We start from the raw sequence: 16,210 nt of genomic DNA on the forward strand, positions 1-16,210 counted from the left end.
GGCAGACAGGCGCTCACCCGGCGCCCTTCGGGCTTGATTCCGGGCGAAAAGAGCGTGCGAGATCCTCATCCGCCTAGGAAACTCCGCCGGACTTCGTCATTGGCCAGCAGCGCCTTGCCGGTGTCGGTAAACGCGTTGCTACCCTGCACCAGCACATAACCTTTGTCGGCAATTGCCAGCGCCTGGCGCGCGTTCTGTTCCACCATCAGGATCGAGATTCCGGTGCGCGCAACCTCGATAATCCTGTCAAAGAGCTCATCCATGACAATCGGGCTGACCCCGGCGGTCGGTTCGTCCAGCATCAGAACCTGCGGCTGGGTCATCAGGGCGCGACCCACGGCGACCTGTTGGCGCTGCCCACCGGACAGCTCTCCAGCCGCCTGACGGCGTTTGTCGCGCAGGATCGGGAACAGGTCATAGACCTGCTCGATCGTCTTGCGGATATCGTCGCGGCGCAGGAAGGCGCCCATTTCCAGGTTCTCTTCCACCGTCAGCGAGGTGAAGATGTTGCTGGTCTGCGGCACGAAGGCCATGCCCTTGGCGACACGTGCCTGCGGGGTCAGATGGGTGATATCCTCACCCCCGATCCGCACCGCGCCTTGCCGCAGGTTCAGCATCCCGAACACCGCCTTCATCGCGGTCGACTTGCCAGCCCCGTTCGGGCCGACGATCACGGCAATCTCTCCGGGGTTCACGGCCACCGTGCAGTCATGCAGGATATCCGCCCCGGTGCCATAGCCGCCGGTCATCTGATCCCCGATCAAAAAAGGCTCGGTCGATGCATTCTCAACCGGTTGCGCCGTGTTATTCATTCTTCACCCAAGGTTTCATTCCACAACGCAAACGCCGCCTGATACCCATCGCAATTGCCCAGATAGCGTGTGCGGTTGGCATCTGTCGGATTGGCATAGATCATCCCCAGCGCCCCATCGAGGCGCAGCTGCCCGATCAGCACTTCGCCGGTGGGGCTGGGGTTGCTGATGATCGCCACGGCGCCGGGCATCTCGGCATGGCCGGTTTCGACCATGGCTGTGAAAACCTGGCCGGATTCGAGGAATTTCAGAACCAGCGACAGGCCACCTGTCGAGGTTACGTCAAACGTTACGAGGTTGCGTTGTGCATCCACCATCTGACAGGTCATCAGCGGCGCGTCCTGCGCAAACCCCGGCCCGGCAAGCGCCAGAAGGAGGGGGGCAGCGGCCAGCCTCATGCAACTGCCTCCTTGTTCTTCAGGCCGGTGCCCAGATAGGCCTCGATCACGTGTTCGTTGGCCTTGATTTCGTCCAGCGTGCCTTCGGCCAGCACCTTGCCCTCGGCCATGCAGATCACCGGGTCGCACAGGCGGCCGATGAAATCCATGTCATGCTCGATCACAACGAAGGTATAGCCGCGTTCCTTGTTGAGCCGGATGATCGCGTCGCCGATGGTGTTGAGCAGGGTGCGGTTCACACCCGCGCCAACCTCATCCAGAAACACGATCTTGGCGTCGACCATCATGGTGCGGCCCAGTTCCAGCAGCTTCTTCTGCCCGCCGCTTAGGTTACCAGCGCGTTCATCGGCGAGGTGCGAGATGGTCAGAAACTCCAGCACTTCGTCCGCTTTTTTGGCCAGCGCGCGTTCTTCTTCGGCAATCTGGCCGCGCCGCAGCCACGAATTCAAAATATGCTCACCCGACTGATCACCCGGCACCATCATCAGGTTTTCGCGCACCGTCATCGAGCCGAATTCATGCGCGATCTGGAACGTGCGCAGCAGGCCCTTTTGGAACAGCGTGTGTGGCGGCAGGCCGGTGATATCTTCGCCATCCATCGTCACCCGCCCACTCGTGGGGGGCAGGTTCCCGGCGATCACGTTGAACAGGGTGGTCTTGCCTGCGCCATTGGGCCCGATCAGCCCGGTGATCGAGCCCTGATCAATCGTCAGCGTCGCGCCATCGACGGCGTGAAAGCCGCCAAAGTGCTTGTGAATGTCATGGACTTCGATCATGCGGCCGCTCCCCCTTTTATCATCATGTGCAAAATATCCGCGCGCGGCGCAACGACTGAGCGCGCGTTTTGTGCTATTTTACAGCCATCCGGCACGCTGTGTTGCCATGGTATCGCGAAAAACACCCGCCCTTGGCGACACAATCGCGCGAAGTCCGGCGTTTTTTTTGAACCCTGGCCGCTGGTGTCACGACGCATGCACATCAAAACCAGATACACATCGGAGCGACCAATCATGACGACCCTGAAATCCATCACAATGACGCTGGCGATTGCCGCGACGGCCCTGACCGCCATGGCACCCCTTGCCCAGGCCGCCGGGCAGCCCAACCTGAAGCCCGCATTCAGCACCAAGACCGGCAAGGTCACGGTCAAGAACGTCGGTGGCGGCGATGCCGGGCGATCCCTTGCCACGGTTCATTGTCAGAAAGTCGGCGGCGGCGGTTGTGCCGATCCGACGCCCGCCCAGATCGCGCCTTACGAAAACCCCGCCTATCCGAACAAGGCGGTCATCAAGTTCGGACCGGTTCCGGGAAACAGCAAGAAGTCGCACACCTTCCCGTTCTACGCCGGGCTGACCTGGGATTCGGGCAACTACATCTTCACGGTCTGTGTTGATGCGGGCGATCATGTCGCTGAAAGCAATGAGCGTGACAACTGCAAGCGCTACCGGATGCGGGTCAAGCCCAACAGCGTTACGCCGCCGCGTCGGCTGAACCTGAAAAGCGGGTCGTAAACGCCGCTTTTATTCAAACCGAGAGGCGCGCAGCCTGCGCGCCTCTTTCGCGGTAAGGGGTCGTGTTGTAATGCGCCCGGTAGCATTTTGAGAAATGCGAAGGGCTGGCAAAACCGCAGGCAAGCGCGACATTGATCACCGACATATCCGTCTGCATCAGCAGATTGCGCGCCTTTTGCAGCCTGAGCTCCATGTAATACCGCTTCGGTGACCGGTTGAGGTAACGCCGGAACAGACGCTCCAGCTGGCGCGTGCTCATCGAGACGTCTTTGGCCAGTATCGACGGGCTGATCGGTTCTTCAATGTTGTTTTCCATGATCTGGATCACGGTGCTGAGTTTTGGGTGCCGCACACCGATGCGGGTTGGTACGCTTAACCGCTGTGTGTCCTGATCGGTTCGGATCGAGGAATAGATCAACTGATCGGCCACTGCCCCGGCCAGGGGCTCACCGTGGTCATCGGCGATCAGCTTCAGCATCAGGTCGATGGAACTGGTGCCGCCTGCCGTGGTGATCCGGTTGCCGTCGACGACGAAGACCGATTTGGTCAGGGTAACATCCTCGAATTCCTCGACAAAACTGTCCTGATTTTCCCAGTGAATGGTCGCCTTCTTGCCATCCAGAAGCCCCGCCTTGGCCAGCGTGAACCCGGCGGTGCACAGGCCGCCAATCACAGGGCCGCGCCGGGCTTCGCGGCGCAACCAGCCGATCACGCGTTTTGTCGTCGCGCGGGCGACATCAATGCCGCCGCAGATCAGGATCGTGTCATCGCGCCCGGTTTCCAGCAGGTCACTGTCGGGATGAAACGCGGTACCGGCAGAGCAGCGCACGACATCGCCATCCTCGGCCATGATGCTCCAGGAATACAATTGTTGGCCGGACATCCGATTGGCGATCCGCAGGCTTTCGATGGCGGCGGAAAAGCAAAGCAGGGTGAAATTATCCAGCAACACAAAGACAAACCGGCGCTGTTTGGCCTCGTCAACTTCGACCGTTGTTTCCAGCTTGTCGTTCACCGGGCACCTGCTGCGCAATTTTCCGCACGGAACCGAAACAGGATTCGGAACCTTTAACAAGGCATGCTGACGCATTTTGCACATTTGCAACCGCAGCATCCGGCGTTATAACGCATCGGTCGATTTTGACCCCTGAAGCACGGAGAGACGATATGGCCGAGTGGCAGAAAACCGGATGGCGCAGCAAGCCCAGGGTTCAGATGCCCGAGTATACCGACGCCGCGGCCCTGAATGCGGTCGAGGCGCAGCTTGGCAAATACCCTCCGCTGGTCTTCGCGGGTGAGGCGCGCCGCCTGAAATCCGATCTGGCCAAAGCGTCGCGTGGCGAGGCGTTTTTGCTGCAAGGTGGCGATTGCGCCGAAAGCTTTTCCGAGTTCTCGGCCGATAATTTACGCGACACGTTTAAAGTCATGCTTCAAATGGCCATGGTGCTGACCTACGGGGCCAAAGTGCCCGTGGTGAAGGTTGGCCGGGTCGCCGGACAATTCGCCAAGCCGCGAAGTGCGCCGACCGAGGTTGTGGATGGTGTGGAGCTGCCCTCGTTCCGCGGTGACATCATCAACGATCTGCCCTTCACCGCCGAAGCGCGGATCCCGAACCCGGCGAAAATGTTGCAGGCCTATACCCAGGCTGCCGCCTCGCTGAACCTGATCCGGGCGTTTTCGACCGGCGGTTACGCGGATGTGCATCACGTGCATTCCTGGACGCTTGGGTTTACCGACCGCGACGAGGCCGAGAAATACCGCGACATCGCAAACCGCATTCAGGACACGCTGGATTTCATTTCCGCTGCTGGCATGACGGCGGAAACCACGCATGAACTGTCGACCGTCGATTTCTACACCAGCCACGAAGCGCTGTTGCTGGAATACGAAGAGGCGCTGGCCCGCGTGGATTCCACCACCGGCAAGTGGCTGGCCGGGTCCGGGCACATGATCTGGATCGGCGATCGGACGCGGCAGCCGGACGGTGCGCATGTCGAATTCGCGCGCGGTGTGCAGAACCCCATCGGCTTCAAATGCGGCCCCTCGATCAGCACCGATGACCTGAAATCGCTGATCTCGATCCTCAACCCCGAGAATGAGGCGGGCCGGATCACCCTGATCAACCGCTTTGGCGCAGGCAGCGTGGGCGACCACCTGCCCAAACTGATCCGCGCGGTCGAAGAAGAAGGCTTCAACGTCCTGTGGTCCTGCGATCCGATGCACGGCAACACGATCAAATCCTCGACTGGGTACAAGACCCGCCCGTTCGAGTCGGTCCTGCGCGAGGTGCGCGAATTTTTCGAGATCCACAACGCCGAAGGCAGCATCCCCGGCGGTGTGCATTTCGAGATGACGGGCCAGGACGTGACCGAATGCACCGGAGGCGTGCGCGCTGTGACGGATGAAGATCTGTCGGATCGTTATCACACCGCCTGCGATCCGCGTCTGAACGCCTCGCAATCGCTGGAACTGGCGTTTCTGGTGGCTGAAGCGCTGTCAGAGCGCCGCACGCCGCGCCGTGCCGAAGCGGTCTGACGTCGGTTCGTGGTCGCACTCCGGTCCGGGCTGACGACGCGCGCGTCGCAATAAAGCGGGCCTGCGCCGTCTGGCGCGGCCCACCGGCGTTTCAGTCGGCCTTGTCATCGTCCGATACCACAAGCCGCAGATGCGGCCGCCCGGCCCTGCGGGGCGGGGTCGGCGATCTGGGTGCGAAGGGCGCGCTGTCTTCGGCAAATCCGGATACGGCGGGCGGGGTGTCGCGGCGGGGCACGGCAATTGGTGCGGCGGATGTATCGGCAAATCCGGTAAGGGTCCGGCGTTCTTCGGCCACAATGCGAAAATCACGCGGCGGCTTGCCGATCATTCCGTCAAACACCAGACAGCCAAGTGCCCGCGTCACATCCCCCAGATCACTGCGCAGCGGCATCAGTACCATTGCGCCGTGCAGGGCCGGTGCCTCGGACGTGGTCGGGGCGTGCAATGTCAGATGTACGATGGCGGGTTCTGCGAAGACCGCTTCGAGCGATTCTGACAGGCTGACGTAATCGCGTTTGTCGAAAAACGCCGAGATTGGCATGCTGCGGGTTTCCATGCCTTTGAGATCATTCAGACGCATGCCCGCAACACGCAGGCGGGCGAACCCGTTGATCAGACGTTCCAGAATGAACGCGTTGTCCATGGCCGCACCCAGACCACGGGCCAGAACCTCGCCCCGGTTGGGCATCAGGCGGCCATTGCGCAGACCTTCCCAATAAGCCTCGACCATCTTGATGGGCGCACGCCCTGACATCTGTGGATCGCTCATCTCGTCACCCGCGCGCTGGCAAAAACTTCCCGCAACATGTTGCCCATTCGACACCTTCACCCACTGCATCCGGGGCACGTTGTGACGCTGGAAACGGTCTGTTAACGATTGCCGCAGAAAGATTACTCAAACGTTAATACCACGACCGGCGCCCTGCGTCCGCCAAAAAGGAAACGAAGGTTAATGGCATGACGCATTCGATGACCGGTTTTGCCGCCGCAACAGGGCAACAGGACGATTGGCATTGGAGTTGGGAACTGCGGTCCGTCAACGGGCGCGGCCTTGATCTGCGGCTGCGCATTCCGGACTGGATCGAAGGGCTGGAACCGGCGCTGCGTAGCACGTTGCAGAAGGCGATTGCGCGCGGCTCTGTCAGCCTGAGCCTTCGGGTCACGAGAGAGGTCGGCAGCGACGATGCGGCGATTTCGCCCGACGGGCTGGACCGTGCATTGCGCCAGATTGAGGCGGTAGAAACCGCCGCCATGGACCGGGGCATGACCCTGAAGCCCGCCACCGCCGCCGATATTCTGGCGCTGCGCGGCGTGCAGGAGGTTGGCGGCGAACGTGACGGCGATGTGCCGGCACTAAAATCCGCGCTTTTGGCGGCCCTGCCGGACTTGCTGTCGGCGTTTAACGCAGCCCGCGCCAGCGAAGGTGCAGCCCTGGTCGGGGTGCTGGACGGACAGTTGGCTTCGGTTGAAACACTGGTGAAACAGGCCGCGAAGCAGGCGGCTGAACGCACCGAATCTGCGGCCGACCGGCTGCGCGCCAATGTGGCGCGGGTGATGGAGGCCGCCGATGGTCTGGATGAAGCCCGTCTGACGCAGGAAATCGCCCTTCTGGCCGTAAAATCCGACATCACCGAAGAAATCGACCGCCTTCGGGCCCATGTTACTGCCGGGCGCGATCTGCTGGGCGGGCAGGGGCCGGTTGGGCGCAAGCTGGACTTCCTGATTCAGGAGTTCAATCGAGAGGCAAACACCCTGTGTTCCAAGGCACAATCCGCCGCGCTAACCGCCACCGGGCTTGACCTGAAGTGGGTCATAGACCAGATGCGCGAGCAGGTGCAGAACCTGGAGTGACCCCATGGACCGACGCGGCCTTCTGATCATCCTTTCTTCGCCCTCTGGCGCGGGAAAATCCACACTGGCGCGGCGGTTGCGCAACTGGGATGCCACGATCCGGTTCTCCGTAAGTGCTACGACCCGCGCGGCGCGCGCGGGTGAGGTTGACGGCACAGATTACCACTTTGTCGATGAATCTGCGTTCAAAGGCATGGTGAATGATGGTGAGATGCTGGAATATGCTCATGTTTTCGGTAACTTCTATGGCTCTCCTAAAGCGCCAGTTGAAGCGGCGATCAATGACGGGCAGGACGTGTTGTTCGACATCGACTGGCAGGGTGCACAGCAGATCAACGGCTCGGATCTGAACAAACACGTGCTGTCGATTTTTCTGCTGCCGCCCTCAATCTCGGAACTGAAAAACCGGCTGGAATCGCGCGGGCAGGACACCGCAGAAACCATCGAACGGCGGATGCTAAAAAGCTGGGACGAGATCAGCCATTGGGACGCCTATGATTATGTGTTGGTGAACGATGATCTGGCCGCGACCGAGGCGCGCCTGATCAACATTGTCACCAGCGAACGCATGCGCCGCAGCCAGCAGCCGGGGCTGGTCGATCATGTCCGCGCGTTGCAGGCGGAATTTGAGGATCGGCAGTGACACTCTATTCTTTTGAAGGGGTTACACCGCATATTGAAGGCAATACCTGGATTGCGCCGGATGCGAATGTCATCGGCAATGTGCGTGTTCATGCCGGGGCATCCATATGGTTCGGTTCAACCCTGCGCGGCGACAACGAACCCATCGTGGTGGGGCCGGGATCGAACGTTCAGGAGGGGTGCATCTTTCACACCGACCCGGGATTTCCGCTGACCATCGGGGCGAATTGCACGGTCGGTCACGGGGTGATCCTGCATGGCTGTACGCTGGGCGATCTGGTGCTGGTCGGCATGGGCGCGACGGTGATGAATGGCGCGGTGATTGGCGCGGGCTCTCTGATCGGGGCGGGGGCGTTGGTGACCGAAGGGACCGAGGTTCCACCAAATTCACTGGTGCTGGGCGCACCGGGCAAGGTGGTGCGCAGCTTTGATTACTCCGCGATGAACCTGTCGTCTGCCAAAGGGTATCAGGACAAATCCGCGCGGTTCAGGGATGGCATGAAGGTGGTCGGGTAACCCATGACAGATAAACCGGAACTTACACGTCGACCCGCATGGCCACAAAGCTCCAGCCGCCCGGTCGTGACGCCGCTGCAACCCTCGGTCGCGATGGCGATCCGGCCTGAATCCCGGATGATCCTGGTCGAGACGGTGTCGAACCCGACGCTGCGCGTGGCCGATATTGCCGGCATCGCGGCACTGTGCCGCGAAAACGGGCTGCTTCTGGCCATCGACAATACCTTTCCCACGCCGCGCGCGTTTCGGCCGTTTGATCACGGCGCGGATATCGTCATCCACTCGGTCACCAAGCTGCTGGCCGGGCATTCGGATGCGATGCTGGGTTATGTCGCCGCGCGCGATGGCGTTGCGCGAACGTCTGTATGACGCCGCGACGACCTGGGGCCTGTCACCCAGCCCGTTTGATTGCTGGCTGGCCGAGCGCGGGTTGATGAGCTTTGAGCTGCGATATGACCGGGCCGAGGCGACGGCGGCGCTGCTGGCCGATGAATTGACCGGGATGCGTGGCGTGACGCGGGTGCTCTATCCGACGCGGCGCGACCACCCGGACCACAACCGGGCCATCGCGATGTTGGGCGGGCGCGGGTCGTATATGGTCAGTTTCGAGGTTGCCGGGGGCAGGGCGGCGGCGAATGCCTTGGTGCGTGCGGCCGAGGGGATCAATTTTGCCCCGACCCTTGGGGACATCGGCACAACGCTTAGCCATGCGGCCACATCCTCACACCGCAAGATGACGGCTGAGGAACGTGCGGCACTGGGAATGGGCGAGGGGTTCTTCCGCGTTTCTGTGGGGTGCGAAGATGCTGAAGCGCTGATCGCGCGGTTCCGCGATGCCGTTGCGGCAGCGGCCTTGGTTCGGGAATGATGGCCCGACCGCCCGCGTCATCCCTTGTCTTAGCCATGCCGCGAAACTATCTGAGAATTCAGCGGAAAACCGCCGTTCGATCGGCGGAAAATGTGGCGATATCGCCATAATTCAGCGTGACGTTAGCGGCAAAAAGGCCAAACGGCAGCGAATCATTAACCACACTCTATCCGGGGGGATTCGCGCAGCATTGATGTCAGAACCTCTGCACGCCGACGGGCTGGCGCATATAAAGCCCCTTGGCACAGTTGCAATTCAGATCGCGCGCAGCTTTTGTTCTGTCGGCATTTCAAGGATGTCGAAGTCCAGTCCGGGACACATGGTGCGGATTTCATTGCGCACGATCGCCGGATCTGGAAGCACGCGTGCCATCGCCCGGAATTGTCCGCGAAACCCGCTCATGTACAGGGCCTGGGCCAGGTCGATGCAGTCGAATCCCTTTGCCAATAAGGGCGAAGCGACCAATTCAGGCTCCATCGTCTCAATCAGTTCGCGCGAAATTTCGACGAACTCGACAAAGGCCATACGGTTGCCGGTGGGCAGAGCATTGCCGCCTTCGCGCCATGCGTCGACGTCGCCGACGGCCAGCACATTCGGCTTCTGGTCGGTGGACGCAACTACCCGAAGGTGTGCCCGATTGTTCAGCCCTTCGGCCATTAGCAGCAGTCCCTTAACTGGGGGCGTAAAACACAACGCCGACACGAACTCTTACCGACCAATGCAATAATAGGATGCGCGATCCGTTTCGCAATCCGTTCTAAGCTTGAACTGTGACATCGACGTGGCAAGGATTTGGTTAACAATAGCCACAATATGTGATGAAAGTTTCGCAGCGGTCGGCGGTAGCCCCGGACGGGAAGAGCGGCAGGATGAATGATCTAAGGGCGACTCTGGCGGCATTGCCGATCCCGGTTCTGGCCATTGATCCGTCGGGGCGGATCTGTGCGGCGAACACGCGGGCCGCTGATCTTCTGGGCAATGACATGACGGGGCGGCACTTTGCAACGGCCCTGCGCCAGCCCGCAATCATCGTGGCGATCGAGGCGGCGCAATCAGGCGCGGGCGGGCAAGAAGCCCCCTTCGTCAGCAGTGATCATGGCGTCGAAATGCAATGGCGCGCAATGATCAGCAAGGCGGCGCTGTCGGACGAAGTCGTAATCGTCAGCTTTCTTGACGAAACCTCGCAAGCTGATGCCGATACCATGCGCCGGGAATTTGTGGCCAATGTCAGCCATGAATTAAAGACACCGCTGACCGCTTTGCTGGGGTTCATCGAAACGCTGCAGGGACCGGCGCGGAACGATCCGACGGCGCGCGACACGTTCTTGGAGATCATGGCCCGTGAGGCGGGGCGAATGGATCGGCTGACGCAGGATCTGCTGTCCCTTAGCCGGGTTGAGCGGGACGAACGTCGCCGCCCGGACGGACGGGTCCCGTTGGGGGCTTTGGTTGCCACATCCGTGCAGGCCATGACCCCGGTGGCCGACGGGTATGGGGTGACAATCGAAATCCAAGAACAGCGCGGGTTGGACGATATCCCCGGCGACGCCGATCAACTGGCGCAGGTGCTGTCGAACCTGATCGAGAACGCGATCAAATACGGGCGCAAGGACGTGGCGAAAAACGGGGCGAAGAACGGTCGGAACGGCGGGGTGATCTCGGTCACTTTGTCTGTCAGTGACAGTGACCCGCGTTTGCAATGCCCGGTTCAGCGGGTCGACGTGACCGATCAGGGTGAGGGGATCGAGGCGCATCATCTGGCGCGATTGACGGAGCGGTTTTATCGCGTCGATTCGCATCGCTCTCGCGCAGTGGGTGGCACGGGGCTGGGGCTGGCCATCGCAAAACACATCGTGAATCGCCATCGCGGCCGGTTAGGGGTTGCCAGTACGCCGGGTGAAGGCAGCAGATTTTCCATAATACTGCCAGCGCGTTAGCGGATTTTCACGCGTCCGTTGTCGCCTGTCATGCGGCTGTTACACAAGCGTCACAAAACCATTGCCAACCGGGCATAGGCAGGCCGCAGGGTGCGGACTGCTTCGCACCTGAACCGAATTCAGGAGACTTGTGATGACATTCACCAAACTGACCGTAACCGCGCTGAGCCTTGCTGTCGCAGCGACGGGTGCCTTTGCCCAGTCACGCGATGAAATCCGCATCGTCGGATCATCGACCGTATTCCCGTTCTCGACCGCTGTGGCCGAACAATTCGGGCGCTCGACCGATTTCGCGACGCCGGTTGTGGAAAGCACCGGGTCGGGCGGGGGCCTCAAGCTGTTTTGTGCCGGTGTCGGCACCCAACACCCCGACATCACCAATTCGTCGCGCCGCATCAAGGAAAGCGAGCTGAAGCTGTGCATGGACAATGGCGTCACCGAAGTCACCGAGGCGATGATCGGCTTTGACGGGATTGTCGTTGCAAACGCGAAAGATGGTGAAACCTTCGAACTGACGCGCGAGATGCTGGTTTTGGCGCTGGCCGAACAGGGCGACAAGCCGATGACCTGGGACGAGGTTGATCCCGGCCTGCCGCCGGTGAAGATCGAAGTTCTGGGTCCGCCACCGTCATCTGGCACGCGCGACGCCTTCGAAGAATTGGTGATGCACGAAGGCTGCGAAGGCGCGTTCATTGAATGCGAGGGGATCTCGATCCGGCAGGACGGTGTCTGGGTTGATGCGGGTGAGAATGACAACCTTATCGTCAGCAAGCTGGAGGCGAACCCCGGTGCGCTTGGCGTCTTCGGCTTTTCGTTCCTTGATCAGAACGCTGACGCCCTGAAAGGGGCGATTGTTGACGGGGTCGAGCCGACGTTCGACAATATCGCCGACGGGGCCTATCCGGTGTCGCGTTCGCTGTTCTTCTATATCAAGAACGCCCATGTGGACGTTGTGCCGGGCATCCAGGAATACGCGACCGAGTTTCTTTCGGACGCCGCCACCGGCGAGGACGGGTATCTGGTCGATTTTGGCCTGATCCCGGCACCGGAAGATCAGCACGACGCGATCAAGGCAGCAGTCGAGGGGCTGAGCCCGCTGAGCCTTGATGATCTGAAGTAAGACCAGAATGAACCGGCGGGGCCACGTCTGGCCCCGCTGACCCTTGTTTGGATAGCCAACCATGATCGCCACCACGTTCCTTGCCGTGTTCGCCATTGCAGCGCTGGCATTTCTGGTCAGTCGGCGCCGCGCCGTGATGATTGGCGGCGACACGCCCGCGCAGTTGCATTCGCGCCCCTCGCAGCACGGATCGTTGGCCGCGATGTGGGTGTTGATCGCCGGATGGGGGGTGCTGATCCTGGGGATCACGCTGTGGGTTGCGGTTGAAAATGCGACCCTTGCCGGGTTGATCAGCGACCGCGCGCCAGAGCTGAACGCCATCGAACGAGAGTTAGTGTTGTCGGATGCCCGTGCCCTGGCATCAGGCGGGATCACCAGCCGCAGCGGTGATTTGCGCACCGAGGTTGCGGCCGCCGTTGTCGCCCAGGAAACCCTCCGGGTGCGCACGACAGTTGTATTGGCGCTGGTTCTGTCGATGCTCGCAGGATGGAACATCTATCGCCAGATCGCCAAGCCGTTCCGGGCGCGCAACCGGTCTGAACGGCTGATCACCTATGTCCTGATGGCCGCTGCCGCAGTGGCCATCGTGACCACAATCGGCATCGTGCTGAGCCTGATTTCCGAGACGCTGGGCTTCTTCGCCAACCTCGATTGGCGGATCGACAAGTTTCTGTTCGGGGCAAACTGGACCCCGCTGTCCGGCATTCATGATGGCGTCATCGACCCGGATCGTGTCGGCGCGCTGCCGCTGTTTATCGGAACCCTGCTGATCACGTTGATTGCAATGCTGGTGGCGGTGCCTGTTGGGCTGTTCTCGGCAATCTACCTGTCGGATTTTGCCGAACCGCGATTGCGGGCGACGGCGAAACCGATGCTGGAAATCCTCGCCGGGATTCCAACGGTGGTCTATGGCTTCTTCGCCGCCATCACCGTTGCCCCGTGGCTGCGGCGGATCGGGGAAGCGACAGGGATCGACATTGCTTCGGAAAGTGCGCTGGCGGCGGGGATCGTGATGGGGATTATGATTATTCCGTTCATCAGTTCGTTGTCGGACGACGTGATCAACGCGGTGCCCCAGTCGCTGCGCGACGGATCCTATGCGCTTGGCGCGACAAAGGCCGAGACTGTGCGCCAGGTGGTGCTGCCCGCAGCGCTGCCCGGCATTGTGTCGGCGGTTCTGCTGGGGATCAGCCGCGCGGTGGGTGAGACGATGATCGTCGTCATGGCCGCCGGGCAGGGCGCGAACCTGACGGTGAACCCGTTAGAGGCGGTTACAACAGTAACCGTGCAGATCGTCATGCTGATCACCGGCGATACCGAAGCGACGGTGGCCGCTGGTCCCGCATTCGCGCTTGGCTTTTCACTGTTCTGCATGACGCTGGGCATGAACATCATCGCGCAGCGTGTGGTGCGCAAATATCGGGAACAATATGACTGACGCTGTCGCTTCCAACGGGTTTGCCGGGTCCGATCCCGCCCGCCTGAAACGCCGCCACCGCGCCGAGTTGCGCCTGCGCGCCTATGGGATCGCGGCGCTGGTGTTCGCCGGGCTGTCGCTGATCGCGCTGATGGGCTCGGTCGTCCTCAGCGCCAGTGAGGCATTGCGCGAAACCTATGTCACGCTGCCCGTCGAATTGTCGGCCGAGGTTATTGATCCGGATGGCACGGGCGACCCCAACATCATCCGGCGCGCCGATTTCAATGGCCTGACCCGTGATGCCCTGCGCACGCGCTTTCCCAATGCAACGGGCCGCACCGAACGCCGGGCATTGAACGAATTGCTCTCGGTCGGGGCGAGTTTTGAACTGGCCGATCAGGCAGCGGCAAACCCGTCGATGATCGGGCAGACCTTGCCGGTTCGGATGCTGGCGTCGGACACGTTGGACCTGTACCTCAAAGGGGCGTTCGGCGGGCTGGACAGCCGGCAGGTGGACGGAACTCTCAGCCTTGCGGTTGACGATGACACGGCGGTCCTGACCTCGGACGCCGATGATTTTGCAAGCCTTCTGGCGCAGGCGCGATCATCGCTGCGGACGCAATCCGACGAACTGCGCCATCAGGCCAACCTGCAAAACAACGGCGTCGAAGAATTTGCGCACCGTGCTGAAGCTGCCGAGAATGAGGGCGCGAAGACGCGCGCGCTCAAGCAGGTTGAAGCGCGGACCGCCAAGCGGGACGGGCTGCTGGCCGAAGCGGACGCCTTGCTGGCGCGCGCGGACAGCACCGAAGGCTCTGAACCGTTGGGTGAAAACAACGCCTCGGCCCTGATCCGGGCCGGTGGTGGCTGGTTCAAACTGACCGAAGTTGCGCGCGACCGCGTGAGCGCGGATATCCTGGTCGCACCGACCGGGGAAGTTTCGGACTGGTCACTGCTGATCAACGAAACGCCCGAGGCGAACCGCAAACTGACCGACACTCAGATCGTCTGGGCCGAGGATCTGCGCGATGCTGGTGAACTGGAAACAGTGTTCAACACGCGCTTTTTCACGGCATCAGACAGCCGCGAACCGGAACTTGCCGGCATCTGGGGCGCGGCGGTCGGATCGTTCTGGACCATGCTGGTGACCTTTGCGCTGGCGTTCCCGATTGGCGTCCTCAGCGCGATCTATCTTGAGGAATTTGCCCCCAAGAACCGCCTGACGGCTTTGATCGAGGTGAACATCAACAATCTGGCCGCCGTGCCGTCGATCATCTTCGGCCTGCTTGGGCTGGCGGTCATCATTGGCTTTTTCGGTGTGCCACGCTCGGCCCCGATGGCGGGGGGGATTGTGCTGGCGCTGATGACCCTGCCGACGATCATCATCGCCTCGCGCGTGTCAATCGCTGCCGTGCCGCCATCGATCCGCGAAGCGGCCCTGGGGGTCGGTGCCTCGCGCCTGCAGGTGGCGTTTCACCATGTGCTGCCGCTGTCGATGCCCGGCATCCTGACCGGCGCGATCATCGGCATGGCGCGCGCGCTTGGCGAAACCGCGCCGTTGATCATGATCGGCATGGTGGCCTTCATCGTCGACGTGCCCGACGGCGTCACCGATAACGCCACCGTTCTGCCGGTGCAGGTGTTCCGCTGGGCCGACTTCCCCGAACGTGCGTTTGAATCCCGAACCGCGCTGGCGATCTGCGTGCTGCTGGTCTTCCTGATCGTGATGAACGCTCTGGCGGTTTTCCTGCGCAAACGGTTCGAGCGGCGCTGGTAAGAAAGGTCTGATATGAATGATGTAACGATGATGGAGCGCCCGGTGACTGAGGCTGCTGAAATGACCAAACCGCCGAAGATTTCGGCCAGCGACGTGCAGGTCTATTATGGCGACAACCACGCCATCAAGGATGTGAACGTCGAGATCGAGGATCACACCGTGACGGCCTTCATCGGCCCGTCAGGCTGTGGCAAGTCAACGTTCCTGCGCTGTATCAACCGGATGAACGACACGATTGATATCGCCCGGATGGAAGGCACGATCCTGATTGACGGTCACGACATCTATGCCCGCGATGTCGATCCGGTGCAGCTGCGCGCCCGTGTCGGGATGGTGTTTCAAAAGCCGAACCCGTTTCCGAAGTCGATTTATGACAACGTCGCCTATGGCCCCCGGATCCACGGGCTGGCCAAGACCAAGGCCGATCTGGATGTGATCGTGGAAAAATCTCTGCGCCGTGGCGCGATCTGGGATGAGGTCAAGGACCGCCTGCATGCGCCGGGCACCGGGTTGTCGGGCGGTCAGCAGCAGCGACTGTGCATCGCACGGGCCGTTGCGACCGAGCCTGAGGTTCTGTTGATGGATGAACCCTGCAGCGCGCTGGACCCGATCGCGACCGAGATGATCGAGAACCTGATCAGTGAGTTACGAGCGAATTTCGCGGTCATCATCGTGACGCACTCGATGCAGCAGGCGGCGCGGGTCAGTCAGAAGACGGCCTATTTCCATCTGGGCAATCTGGTGGAGTATGATGACACCGACCGGATTTTCACCAATCCGCAAGACCCGCGGACGGAAAACTATATCACCGGACGGATCGGGTAGG

Annotated in this window: 16 protein-coding genes and 1 pseudogene; 11 read left to right on the forward strand and 6 right to left on the reverse strand. The window is 61.3% G+C overall.

The window, feature by feature from the left end:
• Nucleotides 1-65: 65 nt before the first annotated feature.
• From GKR99_12350 to GKR99_12360, 3 genes are read right to left on the reverse strand one after another with little or no spacing between them, the layout of a single operon-like run.
• Entirely contained in the window at nucleotides 66-812 is a 747-nt protein-coding gene (locus GKR99_12350) for an ATP-binding cassette domain-containing protein (protein NKB28293.1), read from the reverse strand.
• The gene (locus tag GKR99_12355; protein NKB28294.1) at nucleotides 809-1,210 is read right to left on the reverse strand and encodes a hypothetical protein; all 402 of its coding nucleotides are present in this window, start codon (nucleotides 1,208-1,210) and stop codon (nucleotides 809-811) included. Before GKR99_12355 ends, GKR99_12350 begins: the two co-directional genes overlap by 4 nt.
• Nucleotides 1,207-1,986, reverse strand: coding sequence for an ATP-binding cassette domain-containing protein (locus tag GKR99_12360; GenBank protein ID NKB28295.1), 780 nt, complete (start codon nucleotides 1,984-1,986; stop codon nucleotides 1,207-1,209). The genes GKR99_12355 and GKR99_12360 overlap by 4 nt, the downstream gene beginning before the upstream one ends.
• Before the next feature lie 234 nt (nucleotides 1,987-2,220).
• On the opposite strand from GKR99_12360, the gene GKR99_12365 reads away from it, so the two are divergent.
• Nucleotides 2,221-2,721: a hypothetical protein gene (locus GKR99_12365; GenBank protein ID NKB28296.1), complete on the forward strand. Its 501-nt coding sequence runs from the start codon at nucleotides 2,221-2,223 to the stop codon at nucleotides 2,719-2,721.
• Nucleotides 2,722-2,734: 13 nt separating this feature from the next.
• On the opposite strand, the gene GKR99_12370 is transcribed toward GKR99_12365, so the two are convergent.
• Nucleotides 2,735-3,811 carry a helix-turn-helix domain-containing protein gene (locus tag GKR99_12370; GenBank protein NKB28297.1) on the reverse strand — a complete coding sequence of 359 codons (1,077 nt, stop codon included), beginning with the start codon at nucleotides 3,809-3,811 and terminating at the stop codon, nucleotides 2,735-2,737.
• A 77-nt stretch (nucleotides 3,812-3,888) separates the two neighbouring features.
• Here GKR99_12370 and GKR99_12375 point away from each other — a divergent pair, with 77 nt between their 5' ends.
• Nucleotides 3,889-5,256 carry a 3-deoxy-7-phosphoheptulonate synthase class II gene (locus tag GKR99_12375; GenBank protein NKB28298.1) on the forward strand — a complete coding sequence of 456 codons (1,368 nt, stop codon included), beginning with the start codon at nucleotides 3,889-3,891 and terminating at the stop codon, nucleotides 5,254-5,256.
• 91 nt (nucleotides 5,257-5,347) lie between these two features.
• On the opposite strand, the gene GKR99_12380 is transcribed toward GKR99_12375, so the two are convergent.
• Nucleotides 5,348-6,103, reverse strand: a complete 756-nt coding sequence (locus GKR99_12380; GenBank protein NKB28299.1) for a PAS domain-containing protein — start codon at nucleotides 6,101-6,103, stop codon at nucleotides 5,348-5,350.
• Nucleotides 6,104-6,213: 110 nt separating this feature from the next.
• Between GKR99_12380 and GKR99_12385 the strand changes: the two genes are divergently transcribed.
• The 4 genes and pseudogenes from GKR99_12385 to GKR99_12400 all read left to right on the forward strand — a co-directional run bounded on the left by GKR99_12385 (nucleotide 6,214) and on the right by GKR99_12400 (nucleotide 9,133).
• Nucleotides 6,214-7,107: a YicC family protein gene (locus tag GKR99_12385; GenBank protein ID NKB28300.1), complete on the forward strand. Its 894-nt coding sequence runs from the start codon at nucleotides 6,214-6,216 to the stop codon at nucleotides 7,105-7,107.
• Between the two features lie 4 nt (nucleotides 7,108-7,111).
• Nucleotides 7,112-7,750: a guanylate kinase gene (locus GKR99_12390; GenBank protein ID NKB28301.1), complete on the forward strand. Its 639-nt coding sequence runs from the start codon at nucleotides 7,112-7,114 to the stop codon at nucleotides 7,748-7,750.
• Nucleotides 7,747-8,265 carry a gamma carbonic anhydrase family protein gene (locus GKR99_12395; protein ID NKB28302.1) on the forward strand — a complete coding sequence of 173 codons (519 nt, stop codon included), beginning with the start codon at nucleotides 7,747-7,749 and terminating at the stop codon, nucleotides 8,263-8,265. Before GKR99_12390 ends, GKR99_12395 begins: the two co-directional genes overlap by 4 nt.
• 3 nt (nucleotides 8,266-8,268) lie before the next feature.
• Nucleotides 8,269-9,133, forward strand: a pseudogene (locus GKR99_12400) (hypothetical protein).
• Between the two features lie 255 nt (nucleotides 9,134-9,388).
• Here the strand turns inward: GKR99_12400 and GKR99_12405 are convergent.
• On the reverse strand, nucleotides 9,389-9,790 hold the full coding sequence (locus GKR99_12405; GenBank protein NKB28303.1) for a hypothetical protein: 402 nt from the start codon (nucleotides 9,788-9,790) through the stop codon (nucleotides 9,389-9,391).
• Nucleotides 9,791-10,002: 212 nt separating this feature from the next.
• Between GKR99_12405 and GKR99_12410 the strand changes: the two genes are divergently transcribed.
• From GKR99_12410 to GKR99_12430, 5 genes are all read left to right on the forward strand, one after another.
• Nucleotides 10,003-11,070 carry a two-component sensor histidine kinase gene (locus GKR99_12410; protein ID NKB28304.1) on the forward strand — a complete coding sequence of 356 codons (1,068 nt, stop codon included), beginning with the start codon at nucleotides 10,003-10,005 and terminating at the stop codon, nucleotides 11,068-11,070.
• A 133-nt stretch (nucleotides 11,071-11,203) separates the two neighbouring features.
• Nucleotides 11,204-12,190: a phosphate ABC transporter substrate-binding protein gene (locus GKR99_12415; GenBank protein ID NKB28305.1), complete on the forward strand. Its 987-nt coding sequence runs from the start codon at nucleotides 11,204-11,206 to the stop codon at nucleotides 12,188-12,190.
• 61 nt (nucleotides 12,191-12,251) lie between these two features.
• Complete coding sequence (gene pstC, locus GKR99_12420; GenBank protein NKB28306.1) at nucleotides 12,252-13,628, forward strand: phosphate ABC transporter permease subunit PstC; 1,377 nt, start codon at nucleotides 12,252-12,254, stop codon at nucleotides 13,626-13,628.
• On the forward strand, nucleotides 13,621-15,384 hold the full coding sequence (gene pstA, locus GKR99_12425; GenBank protein ID NKB28307.1) for a phosphate ABC transporter permease PstA: 1,764 nt from the start codon (nucleotides 13,621-13,623) through the stop codon (nucleotides 15,382-15,384). The genes pstC and pstA overlap by 8 nt, the downstream gene beginning before the upstream one ends.
• 12 nt (nucleotides 15,385-15,396) lie before the next feature.
• Nucleotides 15,397-16,209, forward strand: coding sequence for a phosphate ABC transporter ATP-binding protein (locus GKR99_12430; protein ID NKB28308.1), 813 nt, complete (start codon nucleotides 15,397-15,399; stop codon nucleotides 16,207-16,209).
• Nucleotide 16,210: the final 1 nt, after the last annotated feature.

Source organism: Paracoccaceae bacterium (assembly GCA_012103375.1).
Taxonomy (GTDB): Bacteria; Pseudomonadota; Alphaproteobacteria; order Rhodobacterales; family Rhodobacteraceae; genus WLWX01.

What these genes read in the sequence shown, in the direction of transcription:
- GKR99_12350 (NKB28293.1), bottom strand. Translation starts at nt 812, where the DNA reads ATGAATAACACGGCGCAACCGGTTGAGAATGCATCGACCGAGCCTTTT.
- GKR99_12355 (NKB28294.1), bottom strand. Translation starts at nt 1,210, where the DNA reads ATGAGGCTGGCCGCTGCCCCCCTCCTTCTGGCGCTTGCCGGGCCGGGG.
- GKR99_12360 (NKB28295.1), bottom strand. Translation starts at nt 1,986, where the DNA reads ATGATCGAAGTCCATGACATTCACAAGCACTTTGGCGGCTTTCACGCC.
- GKR99_12365 (NKB28296.1), top strand. Translation starts at nt 2,221, where the DNA reads ATGACGACCCTGAAATCCATCACAATGACGCTGGCGATTGCCGCGACG.
- GKR99_12370 (NKB28297.1), bottom strand. Translation starts at nt 3,811, where the DNA reads ATGCGTCAGCATGCCTTGTTAAAGGTTCCGAATCCTGTTTCGGTTCCG.
- GKR99_12375 (NKB28298.1), top strand. Translation starts at nt 3,889, where the DNA reads ATGGCCGAGTGGCAGAAAACCGGATGGCGCAGCAAGCCCAGGGTTCAG.
- GKR99_12385 (NKB28300.1), top strand. Translation starts at nt 6,214, where the DNA reads ATGACGCATTCGATGACCGGTTTTGCCGCCGCAACAGGGCAACAGGAC.
- GKR99_12390 (NKB28301.1), top strand. Translation starts at nt 7,112, where the DNA reads ATGGACCGACGCGGCCTTCTGATCATCCTTTCTTCGCCCTCTGGCGCG.
- GKR99_12405 (NKB28303.1), bottom strand. Translation starts at nt 9,790, where the DNA reads ATGGCCGAAGGGCTGAACAATCGGGCACACCTTCGGGTAGTTGCGTCC.
- GKR99_12410 (NKB28304.1), top strand. Translation starts at nt 10,003, where the DNA reads ATGAATGATCTAAGGGCGACTCTGGCGGCATTGCCGATCCCGGTTCTG.
- GKR99_12415 (NKB28305.1), top strand. Translation starts at nt 11,204, where the DNA reads ATGACATTCACCAAACTGACCGTAACCGCGCTGAGCCTTGCTGTCGCA.
- pstC (NKB28306.1), top strand. Translation starts at nt 12,252, where the DNA reads ATGATCGCCACCACGTTCCTTGCCGTGTTCGCCATTGCAGCGCTGGCA.
- pstA (NKB28307.1), top strand. Translation starts at nt 13,621, where the DNA reads ATGACTGACGCTGTCGCTTCCAACGGGTTTGCCGGGTCCGATCCCGCC.
- GKR99_12430 (NKB28308.1), top strand. Translation starts at nt 15,397, where the DNA reads ATGAATGATGTAACGATGATGGAGCGCCCGGTGACTGAGGCTGCTGAA.